The sequence below is a fragment of the Piscinibacter sp. PDB5-1 genome, from assembly GCF_056676035.1.
Genome location: NZ_JBWVZL010000003.1, coordinates 675,549 through 694,491, shown reverse-complemented (window position 1 = coordinate 694,491; position 18,943 = coordinate 675,549). Strand labels below are relative to the sequence as shown.

Annotated in this window: 20 protein-coding genes, 1 tRNA gene and 1 pseudogene; 11 read left to right on the top strand and 11 right to left on the bottom strand. The window is 64.8% G+C overall.

Features of this window, described 5'->3' with window-relative positions:
* Positions 1–12 precede the first annotated feature (12 nt).
* Positions 13–282 (bottom strand): phosphopantetheine-binding protein, encoded by a 270-nt coding sequence (locus AC1KAT_RS16065; protein WP_480327706.1) that lies wholly within the window; start codon positions 280–282, stop codon positions 13–15.
* A gap of 247 nt (positions 283–529) precedes the next feature.
* Here AC1KAT_RS16065 and AC1KAT_RS16060 point away from each other — a divergent pair, with 247 nt between their 5' ends.
* From AC1KAT_RS16060 to AC1KAT_RS16015, 10 genes are all read left to right on the top strand, one after another.
* On the top strand, positions 530–1,291 hold the full coding sequence (locus tag AC1KAT_RS16060) for a class I SAM-dependent methyltransferase (protein WP_480327704.1): 762 nt from the start codon (positions 530–532) through the stop codon (positions 1,289–1,291).
* A 217-nt stretch (positions 1,292–1,508) separates the two neighbouring features.
* The gene (thrS, locus tag AC1KAT_RS16055) at positions 1,509–3,428 is read left to right on the top strand and encodes a threonine--tRNA ligase (RefSeq protein ID WP_480327702.1); all 1,920 of its coding nucleotides are present in this window, start codon (positions 1,509–1,511) and stop codon (positions 3,426–3,428) included.
* A gap of 65 nt (positions 3,429–3,493) precedes the next feature.
* A complete protein-coding gene (gene infC, locus AC1KAT_RS16050) occupies positions 3,494–4,042 on the top strand; it encodes a translation initiation factor IF-3 (protein ID WP_480327795.1) in 549 nt (182 codons plus the stop codon).
* A gap of 149 nt (positions 4,043–4,191) precedes the next feature.
* Complete coding sequence (rpmI, locus tag AC1KAT_RS16045; RefSeq protein WP_480327700.1) at positions 4,192–4,395, top strand: 50S ribosomal protein L35; 204 nt, start codon at positions 4,192–4,194, stop codon at positions 4,393–4,395.
* 37 nt (positions 4,396–4,432) lie between these two features.
* On the top strand, positions 4,433–4,789 hold the full coding sequence (gene rplT, locus AC1KAT_RS16040; RefSeq protein ID WP_480327698.1) for a 50S ribosomal protein L20: 357 nt from the start codon (positions 4,433–4,435) through the stop codon (positions 4,787–4,789).
* Between the two features lie 150 nt (positions 4,790–4,939).
* Complete coding sequence (gene pheS / locus AC1KAT_RS16035) at positions 4,940–5,983, top strand: phenylalanine--tRNA ligase subunit alpha (protein ID WP_480327696.1); 1,044 nt, start codon at positions 4,940–4,942, stop codon at positions 5,981–5,983.
* A 40-nt stretch (positions 5,984–6,023) separates the two neighbouring features.
* Entirely contained in the window at positions 6,024–8,441 is a 2,418-nt protein-coding gene (gene pheT / locus AC1KAT_RS16030) for a phenylalanine--tRNA ligase subunit beta (RefSeq protein ID WP_480327694.1), read from the top strand.
* Between the two features lie 18 nt (positions 8,442–8,459).
* Entirely contained in the window at positions 8,460–8,855 is a 396-nt protein-coding gene (locus AC1KAT_RS16025; protein ID WP_480327692.1) for an integration host factor subunit alpha, read from the top strand.
* A 34-nt stretch (positions 8,856–8,889) separates the two neighbouring features.
* Positions 8,890–9,330 (top strand): MerR family transcriptional regulator, encoded by a 441-nt coding sequence (locus tag AC1KAT_RS16020; RefSeq protein ID WP_480327690.1) that lies wholly within the window; start codon positions 8,890–8,892, stop codon positions 9,328–9,330.
* Between the two features lie 36 nt (positions 9,331–9,366).
* A tRNA-Pro gene (locus tag AC1KAT_RS16015) sits at positions 9,367–9,443 on the top strand.
* Between the two features lie 350 nt (positions 9,444–9,793).
* Here AC1KAT_RS16015 and AC1KAT_RS16010 read toward each other — a convergent pair.
* The 7 genes and pseudogenes from AC1KAT_RS16010 to AC1KAT_RS15980 all read right to left on the bottom strand — a co-directional run.
* Positions 9,794–10,333, bottom strand: a pseudogene (locus AC1KAT_RS16010) (IS21 family transposase); the annotation flags it as partial.
* Positions 10,334–10,426: 93 nt separating this feature from the next.
* Positions 10,427–11,392, bottom strand: coding sequence for a sodium-dependent bicarbonate transport family permease (locus tag AC1KAT_RS16005; RefSeq protein WP_480327688.1), 966 nt, complete (start codon positions 11,390–11,392; stop codon positions 10,427–10,429).
* A 139-nt stretch (positions 11,393–11,531) separates the two neighbouring features.
* Complete coding sequence (locus tag AC1KAT_RS16000; protein WP_480327686.1) at positions 11,532–12,536, bottom strand: TerC family protein; 1,005 nt, start codon at positions 12,534–12,536, stop codon at positions 11,532–11,534.
* A 1-nt stretch (position 12,537) separates the two neighbouring features.
* Positions 12,538–12,711 carry a hypothetical protein gene (locus AC1KAT_RS15995; protein WP_480327684.1) on the bottom strand — a complete coding sequence of 58 codons (174 nt, stop codon included), beginning with the start codon at positions 12,709–12,711 and terminating at the stop codon, positions 12,538–12,540.
* Positions 12,708–13,091: a hypothetical protein gene (locus AC1KAT_RS15990; protein WP_480327682.1), complete on the bottom strand. Its 384-nt coding sequence runs from the start codon at positions 13,089–13,091 to the stop codon at positions 12,708–12,710. Before AC1KAT_RS15990 ends, AC1KAT_RS15995 begins: the two co-directional genes overlap by 4 nt.
* Positions 13,088–13,507 carry a TerB family tellurite resistance protein gene (locus tag AC1KAT_RS15985; RefSeq protein WP_480327680.1) on the bottom strand — a complete coding sequence of 140 codons (420 nt, stop codon included), beginning with the start codon at positions 13,505–13,507 and terminating at the stop codon, positions 13,088–13,090. Before AC1KAT_RS15985 ends, AC1KAT_RS15990 begins: the two co-directional genes overlap by 4 nt.
* Positions 13,508–13,517: 10 nt before the next feature.
* Positions 13,518–13,766: a TFIIB-type zinc ribbon-containing protein gene (locus tag AC1KAT_RS15980; RefSeq protein WP_480327678.1), complete on the bottom strand. Its 249-nt coding sequence runs from the start codon at positions 13,764–13,766 to the stop codon at positions 13,518–13,520.
* 95 nt (positions 13,767–13,861) lie between these two features.
* On the opposite strand from AC1KAT_RS15980, the gene nhaR reads away from it, so the two are divergent.
* The gene (nhaR, locus tag AC1KAT_RS15975; protein ID WP_480327676.1) at positions 13,862–14,782 is read left to right on the top strand and encodes a transcriptional activator NhaR; all 921 of its coding nucleotides are present in this window, start codon (positions 13,862–13,864) and stop codon (positions 14,780–14,782) included.
* A gap of 235 nt (positions 14,783–15,017) precedes the next feature.
* Here nhaR and AC1KAT_RS15970 read toward each other — a convergent pair whose 3' ends face one another.
* The 3 genes from AC1KAT_RS15970 to AC1KAT_RS15960 form a co-directional block, all read right to left on the bottom strand.
* The gene (locus tag AC1KAT_RS15970; protein ID WP_480327674.1) at positions 15,018–15,701 is read right to left on the bottom strand and encodes a PEP-CTERM sorting domain-containing protein; all 684 of its coding nucleotides are present in this window, start codon (positions 15,699–15,701) and stop codon (positions 15,018–15,020) included.
* Between the two features lie 61 nt (positions 15,702–15,762).
* Complete coding sequence (locus AC1KAT_RS15965; protein ID WP_480327672.1) at positions 15,763–16,428, bottom strand: PEP-CTERM sorting domain-containing protein; 666 nt, start codon at positions 16,426–16,428, stop codon at positions 15,763–15,765.
* 68 nt (positions 16,429–16,496) lie between these two features.
* Positions 16,497–18,674: a PhoX family protein gene (locus tag AC1KAT_RS15960; protein WP_480327670.1), complete on the bottom strand. Its 2,178-nt coding sequence runs from the start codon at positions 18,672–18,674 to the stop codon at positions 16,497–16,499.
* Between the last annotated feature and the right edge of the window lie 269 nt (positions 18,675–18,943).

Genomic DNA, 18,943 nt, shown 5'->3' with positions numbered 1-18,943 from the left:
TCACCACGTGCGTCACAGCGTGCGCTGGGCGGCGATGTGGTCCGCCAGGTTGGCGAGCGACGCGAAGATGCGCTTGTTGTCTTCGTCGCCCGACTTGAGCTGGAAGCCATAGCGCTTCGACACGACCAGCGCCACTTCGAGGATGTCGATCGAATCCAGCCCCAGGCCGTCGCCGAAAAGCGATGCCTGCGGGTCGATCTCTTCGGGAGCGATATCGAGGTTGAGCGCTTCGACCAGAAGTGCGGCGACCTCGCGCAGCAGGTTCGCGTCCGCTGTTGTCATGACTTGAATGCCTTGTTTCGTTGATGCCGGCGCCCGGCCCGGCGGTGGGCACCGGTGGGCGTTCGCGGCGGTGGGCCTGATGAGGCCGGGGCCCGCGCGTTGCGCGGCGCCTGAAGAACCAAAAGTCGCGGATTTTACCGATGCCCCTGCGTGGTGCCGCGGCAAGATCGCCGGGTCGGGGTGACGTATTACCATCCCCGGCCCTGCCGCCATCCTGGTTCGCGGGTTCTCAACAGACTTGCCGCCCATGAACCAACGTCCCAGTCCCGCCGCCGGTCATCTGCCCCACACGCCGCTGCCCGACTACTACCCCACGGGTGATGCGGCGGCGCGCGAGCGGTTCATCCAGTCCACCTTCGACACCACGGCGGTGGACTACGACCGGCTGGAGAAGGTGCTCGGCCTGGGCACCGGGTCGTGGTACCGCCGCCAGGCGCTGGTGCGCGCCGGCCTCAAGCCCGGCATGCAGGTCGTGGACGTGGGCATGGGCACCGGCCTCGTGTCGAAAGAAATCCTGCGCCTGAACAACGAACCCGCGCGCCTGATCGGCGTGGACCCGAGCCCCGGCATGATGGCCGAGGCCCACCTGCCCGCCAGCGTGCGCTGCGAGCTGGGCAAGGCCGAGTCGATCCCGCTGCCCGACGCGAGTGCCGATTTCATCGTGATGGGCTATGCGCTGCGGCACATCGGCGACTTTCCGGCCGCTTGCCGCGAGTTCCGCCGGGTGCTCAAGCCGGGCGGCCGTTTGCTGATCCTCGAAATCACGCGGCCCGAAGGTCGCATCGCCAAGGCGCTGCTCAAGCTCTACATGCGCGGCGCCGTGCCGCTGATCGCGCGTTTCGTGTCGCGCGCGCCGGCCACGCCGATGCTCTGGCGCTACTACTGGGACACCATCGACGCCTGCATCGCGCCGCAACAGGTGATCGAAGCGCTGCGCGAGGCAGGGCTCGTGAACGTCGGACGTTACGTGGAACTCGGCATCTTTTCCGAGTACCAAGCGCAAGGTTGAGGGCTAGAATCGCGTCCTCATTTCTGGCGGCTCCATCCGGAGCGCCCACAAGAGCGAGAAAGGCACCCTGGTTATGACACCGCGAACTACGACTGGAGATCTCCCCGTTTAGTCGGCCGCGGCTTCGTCACGTCATTGCTACTTGTCTCTCCATCAAAGCGCGGCTCATCCCCGCGCTTTTTTGTTGCTCTTTCGTCTTTCTTCCCGGAGTTTTTTCATGGTTTCAGTCCAGCTTCCCGATGGTTCTAAGCGTCAATTCGACGGCCCCGTGACGGTGGCCGAAGTGGCGGCCTCCATCGGCACCGGCCTGGCCAAGGCCGCGCTCGGCGGGCGTGTCGGGCAGGGCGCCGAAGCCCGGCTCGTGGACACCAGCTACCGCATCGAAGCGGACACGTCGCTGGCCATCGTCACCGAGAAAGACGCCGACGGGCTGGAGTTGATCCGCCACTCGACGGCGCACTTGCTGGCCTACGCGGTGAAAGAGCTGTACCCGGACGCGCAGGTCACGATCGGCCCGGTCATCGAAAACGGCTTCTATTACGACTTCTCGTACAAGCGTCCCTTCACGCTCGAAGACCTCGCAGCCATCGAAGCCAAGATGACCGAACTGGCCAAGAAGGACGAGAAAGTCGAGCGCCGCGTGCTGCCGCGCGACGAGGCCGTGGCGTACTTCAAGAGCCTGGGCGAGGCCTACAAGGCCGAGATCATCGCCAGCATCCCGGCCAACGAAGACGTGTCGCTGTACCGCGAAGGCAAGTTCGAAGACCTGTGCCGCGGCCCGCACGTGCCCAGCACGGGCAAGCTCAAGCACTTCAAGCTGATGAAGGTGGCCGGCGCCTACTGGCGCGGCGACCACCGCAACGAGATGCTCCAGCGTGTCTACGGCACGGCCTGGGCCACGAAAGACGAGCTGCAGCAGTACCTGCACATGCTCGAAGAAGCCGAGAAGCGCGATCACCGCAAGCTCGGCCGCGAACTCGACCTGTTTCATATCGACGAGCACTCCCCCGGCACCGTGTTCTGGCACCCCAAGGGCTGGACGGTCTGGCAGGAGGTCGAGCAGTACATGCGAGCCGTCTACCGCGACAACGGCTACCAGGAGGTCAAAGGCCCGCAGATCCTCGACAAGGGCCTGTGGGAGAAAACCGGCCACTGGGACAAGTACCGCGAGAACATGTTCACCACCGAGTCGGAGAAGCGCGATTACGCGCTCAAGCCGATGAACTGCCCCGGCCACATCCTGATTTTCAAGCAGGGCATCAAGAGCTACCGCGACCTGCCGCTGCGCTACGGCGAGTTCGGCCAGTGCCACCGCAACGAACCCACCGGCGGCCTGCACGGGATCATGCGCGTGCGAGGTTTCACGCAAGACGATGGCCACATCTTTTGCGTCGAAGACCAGATCCAGGGCGAGGTGACGGCCTTCACGACGCTCTTGCAAAAGGTCTACAAGGACTTCGGCTTCACGAACATCATCTACAAGCTCTCGACGCGGCCTGAAAAACGCATTGGGACCGACGAGAGCTGGGACAAGGCCGAGGCCGCGCTGGCCGCAGGCCTGAAGGCGTCGGGCTGCGAGTTCGAGTACCTGCCGGGCGAGGGCGCGTTCTACGGCCCCAAGATCGAATACACGCTGAAAGATGCGCTCGGCCGGCCCTGGCAATGCGGCACGATCCAGGTCGATCCCAACCTGCCCGAGCGCCTGGAGGCCGAATTCGTCGGTGAAGACGGCTCTCGGCACCGGCCTGTGATGCTGCACCGTGCCATTGTCGGATCGATGGAGCGTTTCATCGGCATCCTCATCGAGCAGCACGCCGGTGCGCTGCCGGTCTGGCTGGCTCCGGTGCAGGTGGTCGTCACCAATATCACGGATGCGCAGGCGGATTACGTCCGTGAAGTGACGAAAGCACTGCAAAAACAAGGAGTTAGAGTCGAATGTGATTTGCGGAACGAAAAAATCAACTATAAAATCCGCAGTCACTCTATGCAGAAGGTCCCGTTCATCCTCGTCGTAGGCGACAAGGAGAAGGCAAGCGGGGCCGTTGCGGTGCGCGCCAGGGGCAACCAAGACCTCGGTGTGATGCCACTGGCAGACTTCGCTTCGATGCTCGCCAGCGCCATCGCCGAAAAGGCTTGACCGTCCCGCGCGCTTTGTCGTTTTTTGGACTTCGTTGCCTTGGGGTCCACTGAAGGGTTTTAACCATCGCTACCTTTGCTGACCGCCGCGCGCCCAATGTGGAGCGCAAGCACCGCCTCAACCGAGAAATCATGGTTCCCGAGGTGCGGCTCAACGGTGTGAACAACGAACCGCTGGGGATCGTGCCGACGCAGGAAGCCCTGCGCATGGCCGGTGAACTCGACGTCGATCTCGTCGAGATCGCCGCCACCGCCGATCCCCCGGTCTGCCGCCTGATGGACTACGGCAAGTTCAAGTACCAAGAGCAGAAGCGCGCCGCCGAGGCGAAGTCCAAGCAGAAGGTCATCGAAATCAAGGAAGTCAAATTCCGCCCGGGCACGGACGAAGGCGACTACCAGATCAAGCTGCGCAACCTGCGCCGCTTCATCGAAGAAGACGGCGACAAGGGCAAGGTCACGCTGCGTTACCGCGGCCGCGAGATCACCCACCAGGACATCGGCATGCGTTTGCTCGAACGCATCCGCGACGATCTGGCGGACTGCTCGGTGGTCGAGAACATGCCCAAGCTCGAAGGGCGCCAGATGATCATGGTGCTGGGTCCGAAGAAGCGCTGAGCTTCTTCAAGCGCCGAGTGATCGGTGCGAAGAATGTGAGAGTTCAATGCCCTGGTTTGGTCACCAGGGTGTTGCCAGAAGCCCCTGCAGGCTGACAAGAACGCAAGAGATTTGCGGGCGCCTGCAGGAGCAACCTAAAAGGAGCAGTCATGCCCAAAATGAAGACCAAGAGCAGCGCCAAAAAGCGCTTTCGCGTGCGTCCTGGTGGCACCGTCAAACGCGGTCAAGCGTTCAAGCGCCACATCCTGACGAAGAAGTCGACGAAGACCAAGCGCCACCTGCGTGGTGCGACCACCGTCCACGAGACCGACATGGGCAGCATCGCCAAGATGTTGCCTTTTGCTGGCCTGTGAGCTGGTTCCACAACGACTTCTGACTTAGGAGAAAGACATGCCTCGCGTCAAACGTGGTGTAACCGCCCGTGCTCGTCACAAGAAGATTCTCGCGCTCGCCAAGGGCTACCGTGGCCGCCGCAAGAACGTTTTCCGCATCGCCAAGCAGGCGGTCATGCGCGCCGGGCAATATGCCTATCGCGACCGCCGCACCAAGAAGCGTGTGTTCCGTCAGCTCTGGATTGCCCGTATCAACGCGGCGAGCCGTGGCCTCGGACTCACCTACAGCAAATTCATGGCCGGTCTGAAGAAAGCGTCGATCGAGATCGACCGCAAGGTTCTGGCCGACATGGCTGTCAATGATCCTGCCGCTTTCGGCAGCATCGTCGAGAAGGTGAAGGCCCAGCTCGCTTGATGTCGCCCACCGCAGCGGTCTAAGCCGCTGTGGCGCGACAAACCTCCCGGCGGCAACGCTGGAAGGGCAAGACCTCAAGGCCGACCTCGTGTGCGGCCTTTTTTCATTTCTGCTCGGATCTTTCCGGCTCGGACTTTTGGCATTGAACGGATGAACGACCTCGATCAACTGGTGCAGGATGCGCAAGGCGACTTCGCTCAGGCGACCGCTCCCGCCGACCTGGAAAACGCCAAGGCGAAATACCTCGGCAAGTCCGGCCGCCTGACCGAGCAACTGAAGGCGCTGGGCGCCTTGAGCCCCGACGAAAAGAAGTCGCGGGGCGCGTTGATCAACGCCGCCAAGCAGCAGGTCGAGGCCGCTCTGAATGCGCGCCGACAGGCCTTGGCGGACGCCGAACTCGAAGCCCAGCTCAAGGCCGAGTCGCTCGACGTGACCCTGCCCGGTCGCCAGCGTGGCACCGGCGGCTTGCACCCGATCTCGCGCACGGTCGAGCGCATCGAGGCGATCTTCGGTTCGATGGGGTTCGACGTGGCCGACGGCCCCGAGATCGAGACCGACTGGTACAGCTTCACCGCGCTGAACAACCCCGAGAACCACCCGGCGCGTTCGATGCAGGACACCTTCTACGTCGACATGAAAGACGACGAGGGCCGTTGGCTGAACCTGCGACCGCACACCTCGCCGATGCAGGTGCGCTACGCGCGTGCGCATGCCGAGAAGCACCAGGGCGCCGCGGTGATGCCTGAGATTCGCGTGATTGCCCCGGGCCGCACCTACCGCGTGGACAGCGATGCCACGCACTCGCCGATGTTCCACCAGTGCGAAGGCCTGTGGATCGGTGAGAACGTGTCCTTCAAGGACTTGAAGGCGGTGTTGGGCGACTTCTTCCGCAGCTTCTTCGAGACGGACGAACTGGAGCTGCGCTTCCGGCCGTCGTTCTTCCCCTTCACCGAGCCGTCGGCCGAGGTGGACATCGCCTTCGCTTCGGGTCCGCTGAAGGGCCGTTGGCTCGAAGTGGCGGGCTCGGGCCAGGTGCACCCGAACGTCGTGCGCAACTTCGGGCTCGACCCCGAGCGGCACATCGGCTTCGCCTTCGGCATGGGCATGGACCGCCTGACCATGCTGCGCTATGGCGTGAGCGACCTGCGCCAGTTCTTCGACGGCGACCTGCGTTTCCTCTCGCAGTTCAAGTAAGACGACGCCACGCCCGAACGATCCAGAGGAACCGAAGCAAATGCAATTCCCCGAGTCCTGGTTGCGCGAGTTCTGCAACCCGCCGCTGTCCACTCAACAACTGGCCGACCTGCTCACGATGGCCGGCATGGAAGTCGAAGAGCTGCGCCCCGTCGCGCCGGCTTTCAGCCACGTCGTGGTCGCCGAAGTGCTCGAAGTCGAGCGCCATCCGAATGCCGATCGCTTGAACGTGTGCCGCGTGCACGTGGGCAATGACCAGGTGCTGCAGATCGTCTGCGGCGCGCCGAACGTGAAGCCCGGCATCCGCGTGCCGTGCGCGATGGTGGGTGCCGAGTTGCCTCCGGCCGAAGAGGGCGGCGAGCCCTTTCGCATCAAGCTGGGCAAGCTGCGTGGCGTCGAAAGCGCCGGCATGCTGTGTTCGGCCAAAGAGCTGAAGCTGTCCGACGAATCGAACGGCCTGCTCGTCTTGCGCGATGACGCGCCGGTGGGCACGTCGATCCGCGAGCACCTGCAACTCGACGACACGCTCTTCACGCTCAAGCTCACGCCCAACCTCGGCCATTGCCTCAGTGTCTTTGGCATCGCCCGCGAAGTCTCGGCACTGACGGGCACGCCGCTGAAGCAACCGGCTTTCCCGCCGGCGAAGGTGGTGCATGCGGACCGCTTGCCGGTGCAGGTGCAAGACAGCGACCTGTGCGGCCGCTTCTCGGGCCGGATCGTGCGCAACGTCAACACGAAGGCGCAGACGCCCGCGTGGATGGTCGATCGACTCGCGCGTTGCGGGCAGCGGTCGGTGTCGCCCTTGGTGGACATCTCGAACTACGTGATGTTCGAGTTCGGCCGGCCTTCGCACATCTTCGACCTCGACAAGATCCACGGCGGCCTCGTCGTGCGTTGGGGCCGCAAGGGTGAACAGCTCAAGCTGCTGAACGGCAACACCATCGACCTCGACGAACAGGTCGGGGTGATCGCCGACGAACAGGCCGTTGAATCGCTCGCCGGCATCATGGGTGGCGACTCGACGGCGGTGTCCGACGACACGCGCCACGTGTATGTCGAAGCGGCGTTCTGGTGGCCCGAGTCGGTGGCCGGTCGCGGTCGCCGCTACAACTTCAGCACCGATGCCGGTCACCGTTTCGAGCGCGGCGTGGACCCGGCGCAGACGGTCGAGCACATCGAGCGCATGACGCAACTCATCCTCGGCATTTGCGGTGGCGAACCCGGCCCGATGGACGACCAGACGCTTGCGTTGCCCGCGCGCCAACCGGTCAGCCTGCGTGTGGCACGCGCGGCCAAGGTCATCGGCATGCCGGTGTCGCAGGCCGATTGCGCGCAGGTCTTCCAGCGCCTCGGACTGGAGGTGCACGCAACCAACGGCGTGCTGACGGTCACGCCGCCGACCTGGCGCTTTGACCTGCAGATCGAAGAAGACCTGATCGAAGAAGTCATCCGCGTGATGGGCTTCCATCGCTTGCCCGACACGCCGCCGGTGGCACCGACCACGGCCCGCATCCGACCCGAAGCGCAGCGCAGCGCGCACACGCTGCGCCATCTGGTGGCCGAGCGCGACTACCAAGAGACCATCAATTTCAGCTTCGTCGAAGAGCGCTGGGAGCGTGAACTCGCCGGCAACGAGCATCCGATTCGTGTGCTGAACCCGATCGCGAGCCCGCTCTCGGTGATGCGGTCCAACCTGGTCGGCAGCCTCGTCAACGTGCTGCGCTACAACCTCGCGCGCAAGGCGTCGCGCGTGCGTGTGTTCGAGCTGGGCCGTGTCTTCCACCGTGCCGATGCCGTGGCGGCGAGCCTGGCGACCGTGAAGGGCATCGAGCAGCCGATGCGGCTGGGCGGCCTCGCCTACGGCAGCGCCGAGGTCGCGCAATGGGGCAGCAAAGAGCGCGCGGTCGATTTCTTTGACGTGAAGGGCGACATCGAGGCCGTGCTGGCGCCGCGCCAAGCGCGTTTCGTGCCGGCGCAGCACCCGGCCCTGCACCCGGGGCGCTCGGCGCGCATCGAGGTCGATGGCGTGGACATCGGTTTCATCGGCGAACTGCACCCGCGCTGGCGCCAAGCCTACGAACTGCCTCAAGCCCCGATCGTGTTCGAGCTGGATGCCGCCGCGGCCAAGCAAAGCGTCGTGCCGGTCTTCGGTGGGCTGCAGCGCCAGCAGTCCGTGTGGCGCGACATCGCAGTCATCGCCGGTGAACAGGTCACCCACGAAGCGCTGATCGACACCATCCGCGCGGCCGACACCACCCTCGTGCGCTCGGCCCGGCTCTTCGACGTCTACAAGCCGGCGCAACCGACGGCCGACCTCGGGGCCGACGAGCGCAGCCTGGCCGTGCGCCTGGAACTGCTGGACGACAGCACACCGCTCACCGACGAGCGCACCGAAGCCGTGGTCTCGAACGTGCTTGAAGCACTGAAGGTGCGCCTTGGTGTGCGCCTGCGTGGTTGAAACAAGACACTCACCGCCATGACATCACCCGAGCCAAAAAACGACGAGCAGGCGCCCGACGAGCGAGAACCGGCGACGCCCGTGCTCTTGCCCACGTTGGAGACGCCGACGCTGACCAAGGCCGAGTTGGCGGAGCTGCTGTTTGAGCGGCTGGGCCTCAACAAGCGCGAGTCGAAGGACATGGTCGAGGCCTTCTTCGACATCATCCATTCGACGCTGGTGGCGGGCGAAGACGTGAAGATGTCGGGTTTCGGCAACTTTCACATCCGCCGCAAGGCGCCGCGCCCGGGGCGCAACCCGCGCACGGGCGAATCCATCCCGATCAAGGCGCGCAACGTCGTCACATTTCACGCGAGCCACAAACTCAAGGGGGTTGTGCAAGGTGACATCCCCGCGGGAGACGACTTCGAGTAGAGTCTAGCTTTCTCTCCCCATCTCATTGATTTCAATGGAGAAAGCGCTTCCCGCCATTCCCGCCAAACGCTACTTCACCATTGGGGAAGTGAGCGATCTTTGCGGCGTGAAGCCTTACGTGCTGCGGTACTGGGAGCAGGAATTCACGCAGCTCAAGCCGATGAAGCGACGCGGCAACCGCCGCTACTACCAGCACCACGAGGTGCTGCTCATCCGGCGCATCCGCGAGCTGCTGTACGAACAAGGGTTCACGATCAGCGGGGCACGCAACCGCCTGTCCGAGCTGGTTCATTCGTCGCGCACCGAAAGCGCGGCCGATGGTCACGACACCCACGTCGAATCGCCGATTGACGACATGCCGGTCGAGCCCGTCGAGGTGGTGGTGCTGTCCGAGCCGTCGTCGCTGAGCGAAGAGGTTTCGCTCGGACAGATGAGGCAAGAACTTCTTTCTATTCGTGGTCTGCTGACTGTTTAAATCACAAGTTTCGATGCTATAGTTGCGGGCTTACGTCGGGGTGTAGCGCAGCCTGGTAGCGCACTTGCATGGGGTGCAAGGGGTCGCGAGTTCGAATCCCGCCACCCCGACCAAGAAAGACGAGGCCCAGCAGGTGAGTACCTGCTGGGCCTTTTGTCTTTCTGGACGTGTTGGGGAACACTCCCGGGAACACCTTAAAAAGGCGGCAAGATTGTTGGGGGTTGACACCGACTTGGTCGTACCGCCGCGCAATGGCAGGTCAGAGCTGGCGAGATACTTCTTCGCATGGCGGCTGTCCACTCCGCCAACGTTTCGAGCAAAACGGGCCTTCGTGGCCCGTTTTGCTTTTCTACCCCGTATCTACCAACGCGTGTCATGGAGCTTTTGTCCAACGCACTGACGGTCCTCCATTGAAGCCGTTGAAGTCCGTTTAGGCTGAGCCTTCGTTGACGTGCCGTGTAAGCACGCTGTAGCGCTTGCACCGGAAGTGCACCAGCGCCGTGGCCGGACACCCGCACGGCTTGCTCGACGCAGTCGTCGAAGGGCCGGGGCACCGTCATCAGCCGCATCTGTTCGTCTTGCAGCACATCGGCCACGGCGAGCCGAGGCCACTCGGGATGTGCGGTCTCAGCCCAACACGCCCGGCAGCTCTCGGCGAGCCACGCGTTCAGGCTGTCCAAGTCGGGCCAGCGTCGCTCGGCGGCTTCTCGATACACGTGGCAGCGGCGATCCTGCATGCTCTTCTCCACGATGCCCTTCTCCAGCTCGAGGCCGGCTTGCAGAACTTGGGCTCGAGCAGGTGGTGCGAGCACATGGCCTGGAAGCGCGCGTTGACCGCGCGGCTCTTGCCCACGCCAACCCTTGTCGACCGCGGTCTTCATGTTGTCGTACAGGCCGCGCCGCGGCACGCCGCCCAGCGCCTCGAACGCGCGGGCGCGCGCATCGAACAGCGTTCAAGGTTCTGCGCAGGGTAGGCCGTCTGCCAGAACCCGCGCGAAGCAGCGGGGGCGCACGGCCGAGCCGGGCAGCAGTTCTCACCACTGCTTGAGAGCTGGGCGGGCAGGGAAACTTCGCGCCGCTCTCTTCGGTGAGATACCTACAGCAGTTGCCCCGCCGCCCACGTGTACAGCGGTATGCCGATAAGTATGTTCAGGGGGAACGTGACGCCCAGCGACATGCCGATGTAGAGGGCCGGATTTGCCTCTGGGATCGCCTGGCGTATGACGGCAGGAACGGCAATGTAAGAAGCGCTGGCAGCCAACACCATCAGCAGCGCCGCGTCCCCAGCGGGCATTCGAGTCACCGAGGCCAGCGCGCCCGCAACCAAGGCATGCACGGGAGGCGCCAACAGCGCGTACGCGACCAAAGCGCGGGGCTTGCCTTTCAGTCCGCCCAGGTGACGCGCGGCTTGCAGGCCCATGTCGAGCAAGAAAAAGCAGAGCAGGCCCTTGAACAGATCGTTGACGAAGGGTTGCATCGCGGTCGAGCCCGCTTCGCCGGTGATGAGGCCGATGCACATTGCTCCTAGCAGCAACAACTGCGCGCCGTCAGTGAGCGCTTCGCGTAGGACATGGCCAAGAGGCGCCGCTTGCACGCCGGCCGAGGTGTGGCCCTCTTTGCGGCGTACCGCGTTCGCCATGACGACCGCGAACAGAATCGCGGGCGACTCCATCAGTGCCATGGCGGCAGCCATGTGACCGCCATGAGCAATGCCCTGGTTGTCCAGGTGCTGAACGGCGGTGATGAACGTGACAGCGCTCACTGACCCGTAGGTCGCCGCTACGGCGGCCGCGTCGAAACCGGAAAGCATCGGCCGCAGAACCACATAGCCGGCGATTGGGACGACGATCGCAAGCACGACGGCATTCGACAACCCAACCGCCACCTCTGCCGTGAAGCCGGTACGGGCGAGCGCAAAGCCGCCCTTGAGACCCAAAGCCATCAGCAGGTAGAGCGACAGGAACCGGGAAATCGCCGGAGGAATCTCGAGGTTCGACCGCGCCGCGCCTGCGAGCAGCCCGAAGACGAAGAAGAGGATGGCCGGGTCAAGAAGGCTGTGCATACGAACCGATGTAGCGGAGAAGCTTCAGGACTGCGTGGTTCTCGGCACAGGGAAGCCGAGCGGCTCCCTCCCTGCCGATGACCCCTTCTACGGCCCCTGGTGGGTGGAGTCGCTTGGCGAATCGAGTTTCAGCGGGCGCTCAAGAGTTGCCAGGTGCAATACCTGGAACAGGCTTGGCACCTGGCTGGGCCCGCGTCTTCCAGAGCGATACGACCACGCCACCAGCGATCAGCGCAGCGGTGACGCTCAGGCTGATGACGGCCGGGATCTTCCCGGTGATGTTGACGAGGAAGATCTTGCTGCCGATGAACATCAGCACCAGGGCCAACGCGTACTTCAGATACGCGAAGCGATGGATCATCGCGGCGAGCGCAAAGTACAGCGCGCGCAGGCCGAGGATGGCGAAGATGTTGCTCGTGTAGACGATGAACGTGTCGTCGGTGATCGCGAGAATCGCGGGCACTGAGTCCACTGCGAAGATGAGATCGGCGAACTCCACCATGCACAACGCGAGGAACAGCGGGGTCGCCCAGGCGACCTGCTTGCCGGTGGCCGGATCGGGTTCTCTTACGAAGAAGGCGTTGCCTCGCACCTGCGGCGTCACACGCATCACCTTGCGCAGCCACTTCAAGAGGACGTTGTGCTCAAGGTTCGGCTGGTGGTCGGCCATCCACAGCATCTTGATGCCCGTGAGCACGAGGAACGCGCCGAAGATGTAGAGAATCCAGGCAAACTGGCCGATGAGCGCAGCGCCCAGGCCGATCATGAGGGCGCGCAAGACGATGACGCCGAGGATGCCCCAGAACAGCACGCGATGCTGGTATTGCCGGGGGATCGAGAAGAAGGTGAAGATCATCGCGATGACGAACACGTTGTCCATCGAGAGCGTCTTCTCGATGATGTATCCGGTGAAGTACTCGATGCCTCTTTGAGATCCGAGGTGCCACCAGAGCCAGGCGCCGAAAATCGCCGCCACGGCGATGTAGCCGCTTGAAAGCCACAGGCTTTCCTTGACGCCGATCTCCCTGTCCGCCTTGTGCAACACGCCAAGGTCAAACGCGAGCAAGGTCACAACGATCGAGATGAAGGCCAACCATAGCCAGACGGCCTGCCCGAGAAAGTCGGCATGAAGGAAGTCGGTCACGTCAAATCCTGGTCAGTGAGAAAAGTGTGAGGGCCACGCCACTCATGGCGCCGCCGACGAGGGCGAGCAGGCGGATGTCCCGCTTGTCATTGCCGACGTGGTGCGTGGCGATGGCCGCAATGAGGCTGGCTCCTCCGATGCCACCGAACAAGATGGGCAAGGCGTGCTCGCTCATCGATTGCTCCTACGACCCGTCGACGAGGAGCGACTCGAAGCGGGCGCCAGCGAAAAGCTGTGGTGCGACACCGATGCCGGCCGCACCGGCAGTTGCAGCCTGAGCCAGTTGACAGCAGCCCTCCAGGCGCGCTGGACGGCACGCCGCAAGGCAGATCCCAAGCGCCGCTGGCGCTCCTCGACATACTCGACGTGCCCGTCTGCCATGTGCACCTCGACGCTGCAGTTGCGAGCCGCATGACGCTTCTCTGCTTGGGTGGACACGACCACGAGGACGGACGTGATGCGCTGCACGAACTCGGAGAAGGTCGTGCGCACCGTAGCGACCAGCGCGTGAGCCTGGGCGGGGCTGAGGCCTTCGCCTCGGACAACGACTTTCATACCGTTCCTTTCTGATCGAGTGGGGTGGGAGTGGGGAGGCGCCACAGCGAGCTTGCAAGTTGCAGCACCGCCTGTTCACCGTCGGACACATGGCTGTCGGCTTCGGCGACTTCGCAACAGATCTCATAGATCTCGGAGCGCATCTCGGGATTCGTGACGTCGTCGAGCACGCACTGGACGACAAGCGGGTGCAGACCGCCCGTCTGGTCCCATGCCGGTACGCCGAACTCATACAGGTCGCGGGCAAAGTCCTCGAGCACGGTCTGCATCGCCTCGTGGTCCAAGCCGAGGCGTTGGTACATCTCGAAGCGCGCGAGCGAACTGAGTTCGCCTCTGGAGACCGTGCCGTCGGCCAGGAGGGTCAGTGCGACCACGCGTGCGGCTGCTTGTGGCGAATTGGTGGGATAGCGGCGCATGGTTGCCCCTTCAGTCGAAGATTTCCGAGAGCCAGCTCTTGCGCCGCTCTCGCCGACCGGGGCTGCGGTGGTAGCCCGGGCTCTTGCCTCCAGCGAGAGGATCAAAACGGGCTTGGTCCGGATTGGCGGCCCTGTCGAGCAGCTTCTCCAGTTCGCCTCGGTCCAGCCAAACGCCGCGGCAATGGGGGCAGTAGTCGACCTCGACCTTTTGGCGCTGCGTCTGAACGAGACGGGTGGTGGCGCAGGTTGGGCAGTACATGAGTCGCTCCTTGTTGCTGGGTGCCACTTTACGAATCACATACGCTTCTGAATAATCGAAATTTCTGACAAATCATTCGAAAAAAAAGGATCGTTGTGAACTACAAGCACTTGCACTACTTCTGGACCGTTGTCCGTGCAGGCGGGGTGTTGCGGGCCAGTGAAGAGCTTCACCTCTCGCCGCAGACGCTCAGCGGTCAGATCAACCTGCTGGAGGAGCGCTTGGGCAGGCCTTTACTCAAGAAGGTGGGGCGCAACGTGGAACCCACGGAAACCGGGCGCATGGTGATGCAGTACGCCGACGAGATATTCACCTTGGGCCAGGAAATGGAAGATGCCCTGCGCGGTGGAAAAGAAGCGCCGCGTGCGCCGCTGCTGAAGGTCGGGTTCGTCGACTCGGTGCCCAAGCTGATCGCTTATCACGTGCTCGAGCCAGCACTTCGCCTGGAACCGACTCCGCGCTTGCAGTGTCCCGAGGGCAAGTTGCCCGCACTGATGGCCGACTTGGCCATGCGTCGGTTGGACTTGGTGATCTCCGACGTGCCGTTGCCCGGGAATCTGGGCATCAAGGCGTTCACGCATCTGCTGGGTGGCAGCGGGATCGCATTCTTCGCGTCTGAGAAGGCGCTTCAGAAGCACGGCACCAATGTGCGTCAGGTGCGTGCGAAGTTCCCGCAGTCGCTTCAGCGGCTGCCCATGCTTCTGCCGGCCACGGACTCCGCGCTGCGGCCGCGACTGAATGCTTGGCTGCGCCAGCATGGGGTCGCCCCGACCATCGTGGCTGAGTTCGAGGACACTGCGTTGATGAAGGCGTTCGGAAGAGAAGGCCTGGGCGTGTTCCCCGCACCGGCTGTGCTTGCCAAGGAGATCTCCCGCCAGTTCGAGGTGGAGCGACTCGGAGCGCCAGACGATTTGGTGGAGGAGTTCTATGCGATCTCTATTGAGCGTCGCATCTCCCACCCGGGTGTTGCAGCCATCACAGAAGCGGCACGCAGCGAGCTCTTTGCTGTGGCGTGATCTCTGGGCCTTTTGTCTTTGGATCTCGCTCGTCGTTGCGCAACGGTTGCCCAGTCGGCGCCGGCGCCGCCTTCGGGCCTGGGTTCCGCGCGAGCGGTGCGTGCCCGCATCAGGCATTCCGGGTGGCCACCCCTTCAAGCAAAACGCCGTCCCTCGGGACGGCGTTTTGCGTTGTGCAGCACCTCTGCTGGTGGAGGCCCGTCGGGCGTGGACGGTGCCGGCGAAGGTGCGTTGCTCAGCGGGTCGATCGATCAGCTTGCGCGCGACGCAGCAAGACCCCACCGAGCCCCAGCGCGAGCAAGGCCCAGGTCGTGGGTTCGGGCACGGCGGTGACGGGCGGAATGGCGCGGGTGTAGGTCAGGTTGTCCATCACGAAGCTGCCGTCGGCGATGCCGAAGCTGTAGATGTCGGCGGTGCTGCGCTGGATGCCGAGGAACTGGCCTTCGTTGTAGCCCGTCGCAGCGGTGTCGATGCTGTGGCTGTAGGTTTCGAGTGCGAGGCCGTCGAAGCCGTAGGCGATCAGCGTGAGGCTGTTGGCGCGGGTGCCCTGGAACTGGTTGAACAGCGCGCCGACCGAGGACACGGCGGTCTCGAAGTTGAAGGTCAGGGTGCCGCGCGGCGCGATGAAGTCGCTGGCGACGAACCGTGCACCCGCACCCCACGCGCCGTTGTTGCCGAGGTCGCGCTCGTAGGCGCCGATTTCGGCGAAAGGCGACGAAGTGAAGTTCACCACGTCACCGATCTCGGCCCCGACGTTCTCGGGCCCCACGGTGAGGAAGCCGTCGTAGTTGTCGAAGCTGATGACCTGTCGGCCGGTGCTGATGCCGGCGTCGTCGGTGATCAGGATGGCGTGTGCCGGCGCGTGCGCCAGCACGGCCGTCAGGGCCCAGGCGAGCAGTCCGGTCTTGCGGTTGTGCATGAAATTACCTCCCAGTGGCAGTGGGCGAGCCGGGCCCGCAGGCCGGCGTCGCCCCGGTGGATCAGCGTTGTAGCTTGCGGCGGCGGGTCATGCCGACGACGCCCAGGCCGGCGAGCATGAGCGCGACGGTGGTGGGCTCGGGCACGGGGGCCGTGTAGGTCAGGTTGTCGAGCACGAAGCTGCCGTCGGCAACGCCGAAGCCGTAGATGTCGGCCGTGCTGCGCTGGATGCCGAGGAAGCGGCCTTCGTTGTAGCCGTCCGCGGCGGTGTCCACGGCGAAGGTGTGCGTCTCGAGCGTGTTGCCGTCGATGTCGTAGGCGATCAGCGTCAGCGGCCCGAGCGTGCCGCTGCTGCGCTGGAACTGGTTCATGAACGCGCCCACGGCGGACACGCCGGTGGTGAACGAGAAGCCGAGTTCGCCGGCGTTGCCCGAGAACTCGCTGGCCACGAAGCGCTCGCCCACGCCCCAGAGGCCGTTCTGGCCGAGGTCGCGTTCGTAGGCGCCGAGTTCGGCGAAGGGGGTGGACGTGAAGATGACGGTGTCGCCGACTTCAGCACCGACGTTGACCGGGCCATAGGTCGAGAGGCCGTCGTAGCCGTCGAAGGTGATGACCTGGCGCGGGCCGCCGATGGCGTCTGCATCGGTGACGAGCGCGGCGTGCGCGGGCAACTGCGCCAGCACAGCGGCCAGCGCCGTCATGGCCATCCAGGACTTGCGTGGGAACATGGGGAATCTCCTGCGGTGTCGGGCCGCCTGCGTGAACAGGCGGCCACTGAAGTGGGGGCGGTGTGCGCTCAGCTGCCGATGACGCCGCCGTCGTCCTTGGTGATGACCACCACCGACGAACGCGGACGGCCCGCGGGCAGCGGCGTGACGCCGTCGGCCTGGGTCGCCCACTGGCTGGCGGGCCAGCGCGAGAAGGCTTCGGGGTTGGCCGCGGTCGAGTCTTCGCCCGGGTGCTGGATGCCGACGAACATCGTGCGGCCGTCCGGCGTCATGGTCACGCCGGTCACTTCGGCGTTGGGCGGCGCGGTCAGGAAGCGGCGGGCCTCGCGGGTGTTGGGGTCGGCGCAGACCATGCAGTTGGCACCGATGTGGACCCAGTCGCCCGCGGCGTTGCCGGCCTGGTCGGTCTGCACCCAGAGGCGGCCGAACGGGTCGAACCAAAGGCCATCGGGGGCCCCGAAATCGGCGCTGCCGTTGGGCACATCGACGATGTTGCCGACGTAGCGCTCGGCCGGCGACTTGGTGGTGGCGGTGTCGCCGCACTGCATGAACAGGTCCCACGTGAACGTGGTGGCGAGCACGCTGTCGCCGTCTTCTTGCCAGCGGATGATGTGGCCGTAGACGTTGTCGGCGCGCGGGTTGGCCGCGTCAACGGCCGGGCGGGCGCTGGCGGCGGTGGTCGAGCCGTCGGGGTTGTTCGACGAAGGCGTGGCCGACGAGCCGCGGCGGTTGTTGTTGGTGAGCGTGCAGTAGAGCTCGATCTTGCTGAAGCCGCCGATGCGCGGGCGCACGCCGGTCCATTCGGGGCGGTCCATCATCGTCGCGCCCACGGCGTCGGCGGCCATGCGGGTCTTGATGAGGATCTTGGCCTGCACCTCGGCGTCGTTCGCGCCGCTGAAGTTGGGGTTGTCGCGCAGCGCGACGCCGTTCAAACCCACGGTGCCGGGCAGCAGCGGCAGCCACGTGCCGGTGCTGTCGGCGTTGAAGCGGGCGACGTACAGCACGCCGGTGTCGAGCAGGTCGCGGTTGGCGGCGCGGTTGCTGGGGTTGTAGGCGCCGGCGCAGACGAACTTGTAGATGTACTCGTTGCGCTCGTCGTCGCCTTGGTAGAAGGCGATGCGGTTGGCGCTGTCCACCACGTACTGCGCGCTTTCGTGCTTGAAGCGGCCGAGCGCGGTGCGCTTGACCGGCACGCTGCGCGGGTCGTACGGGTCGATCTCGACCACCCAGCCGAAGAGATTGGCCTCGTTCGGGTTCACGCTCAGGTCGAAGCGCGGGTCCACGGTGTGCCAGCGGTAGCCGAAGCCCGATGCGGTGACGCCATAGCGGTTGAACAGCTTGCCGGCTTCACCCGACGGGGCGCTGGGCAGCGGGGCGGTCGCGCCGAAGTTGCCATTCCAGTTTTCTTCGCAGGTCAGGAAGGTGCCCCAGGGCGTGATGCCGTGGGCGCAGTTGTTGATGGTGCCCAGCGCCGTGCGGCCGCTGGTGGTGTTGCCGGTGGGCGTGCTGCCGCTGTCGGTGACGCTGTATTCATTGGCCTGCAGCAGCGGGTGGCCAGCGGCCGGGCCCGACACGCGCATCGGCGTGTTGGCGGTGATGCGGCGGCCGTAGGGTGAGCTCTTCATCACCGTCCAGTTGCCGTTGACGCGGCGGGCTTCGGCGATGGACACGCCGTGTGCGGCCTGCGACTTGCGGCACTTGGCGATCGAGTACCCCGAGGCGCCGACCTGGCCGTCCGGGAAAAGGATCTCTTCGTGCGTGTACTCGTTGTTGACGGCCAGCAGGCCACGGTCGGCCGAGGGCACGCCGCCGGCGCCGGTGAACGGGAAGAAGTGCATGCCGTCGTTGTGCTCGCCGAACTGGCGCAGCTGTTGGGCGGCGGTGTTGCTCGCGTCGGCGGCGAAGGGCACGCCGCCCGGCATGATGGGGTCGCCCCACGACACGAACGAACGCACCGTGTAGCCGGCGGGCACGCGCACGGCGTCGGCCACCGGCGCCAGGCTGGCGGGGATGCTCTCGAAGCCGATGCCGGGGAAGCCCGCGCTCGGCGGGATCGGCGCCGCCTGCACCGTGCCCACCAGGCCGGTCAGCGTCACGCCACCGGCGGCGGCCAGCGCGGCGGCGCCGGTCGAGCCCTTCACGAAGCGGCGGCGGCTCTCGTTGACCTGGTCGATGACGTCGTGGATCGACGGGTTGCCCGACGGGTTGAGCGTCTGGTCGTTCTTGGGGTGTCTGCTGCCCTTCATGCAAGGCTCCTGGCGAATGGCGGGGGATGGCGGGGTGGGTGTTCGTGCGGCAACCCGGGCAGGCCCGTGGGTGCATGCTCAATGTGCCCATCAAGAGCGACAGTTCCGTGATGCGCGGGGTGGGGTGATAGGCCGTTCGGCCTGAATCGCCGCCCTTTGCACGGCCGAATGAGCCGTTCGGCGCACGGCGGGCGTGGCAAAAAAAAGAGCGCGGCCGAAGCCGCACTCAAAGGTCGCAATGTGGTGAAGCGTCCGGCCTCGGGGCCGGC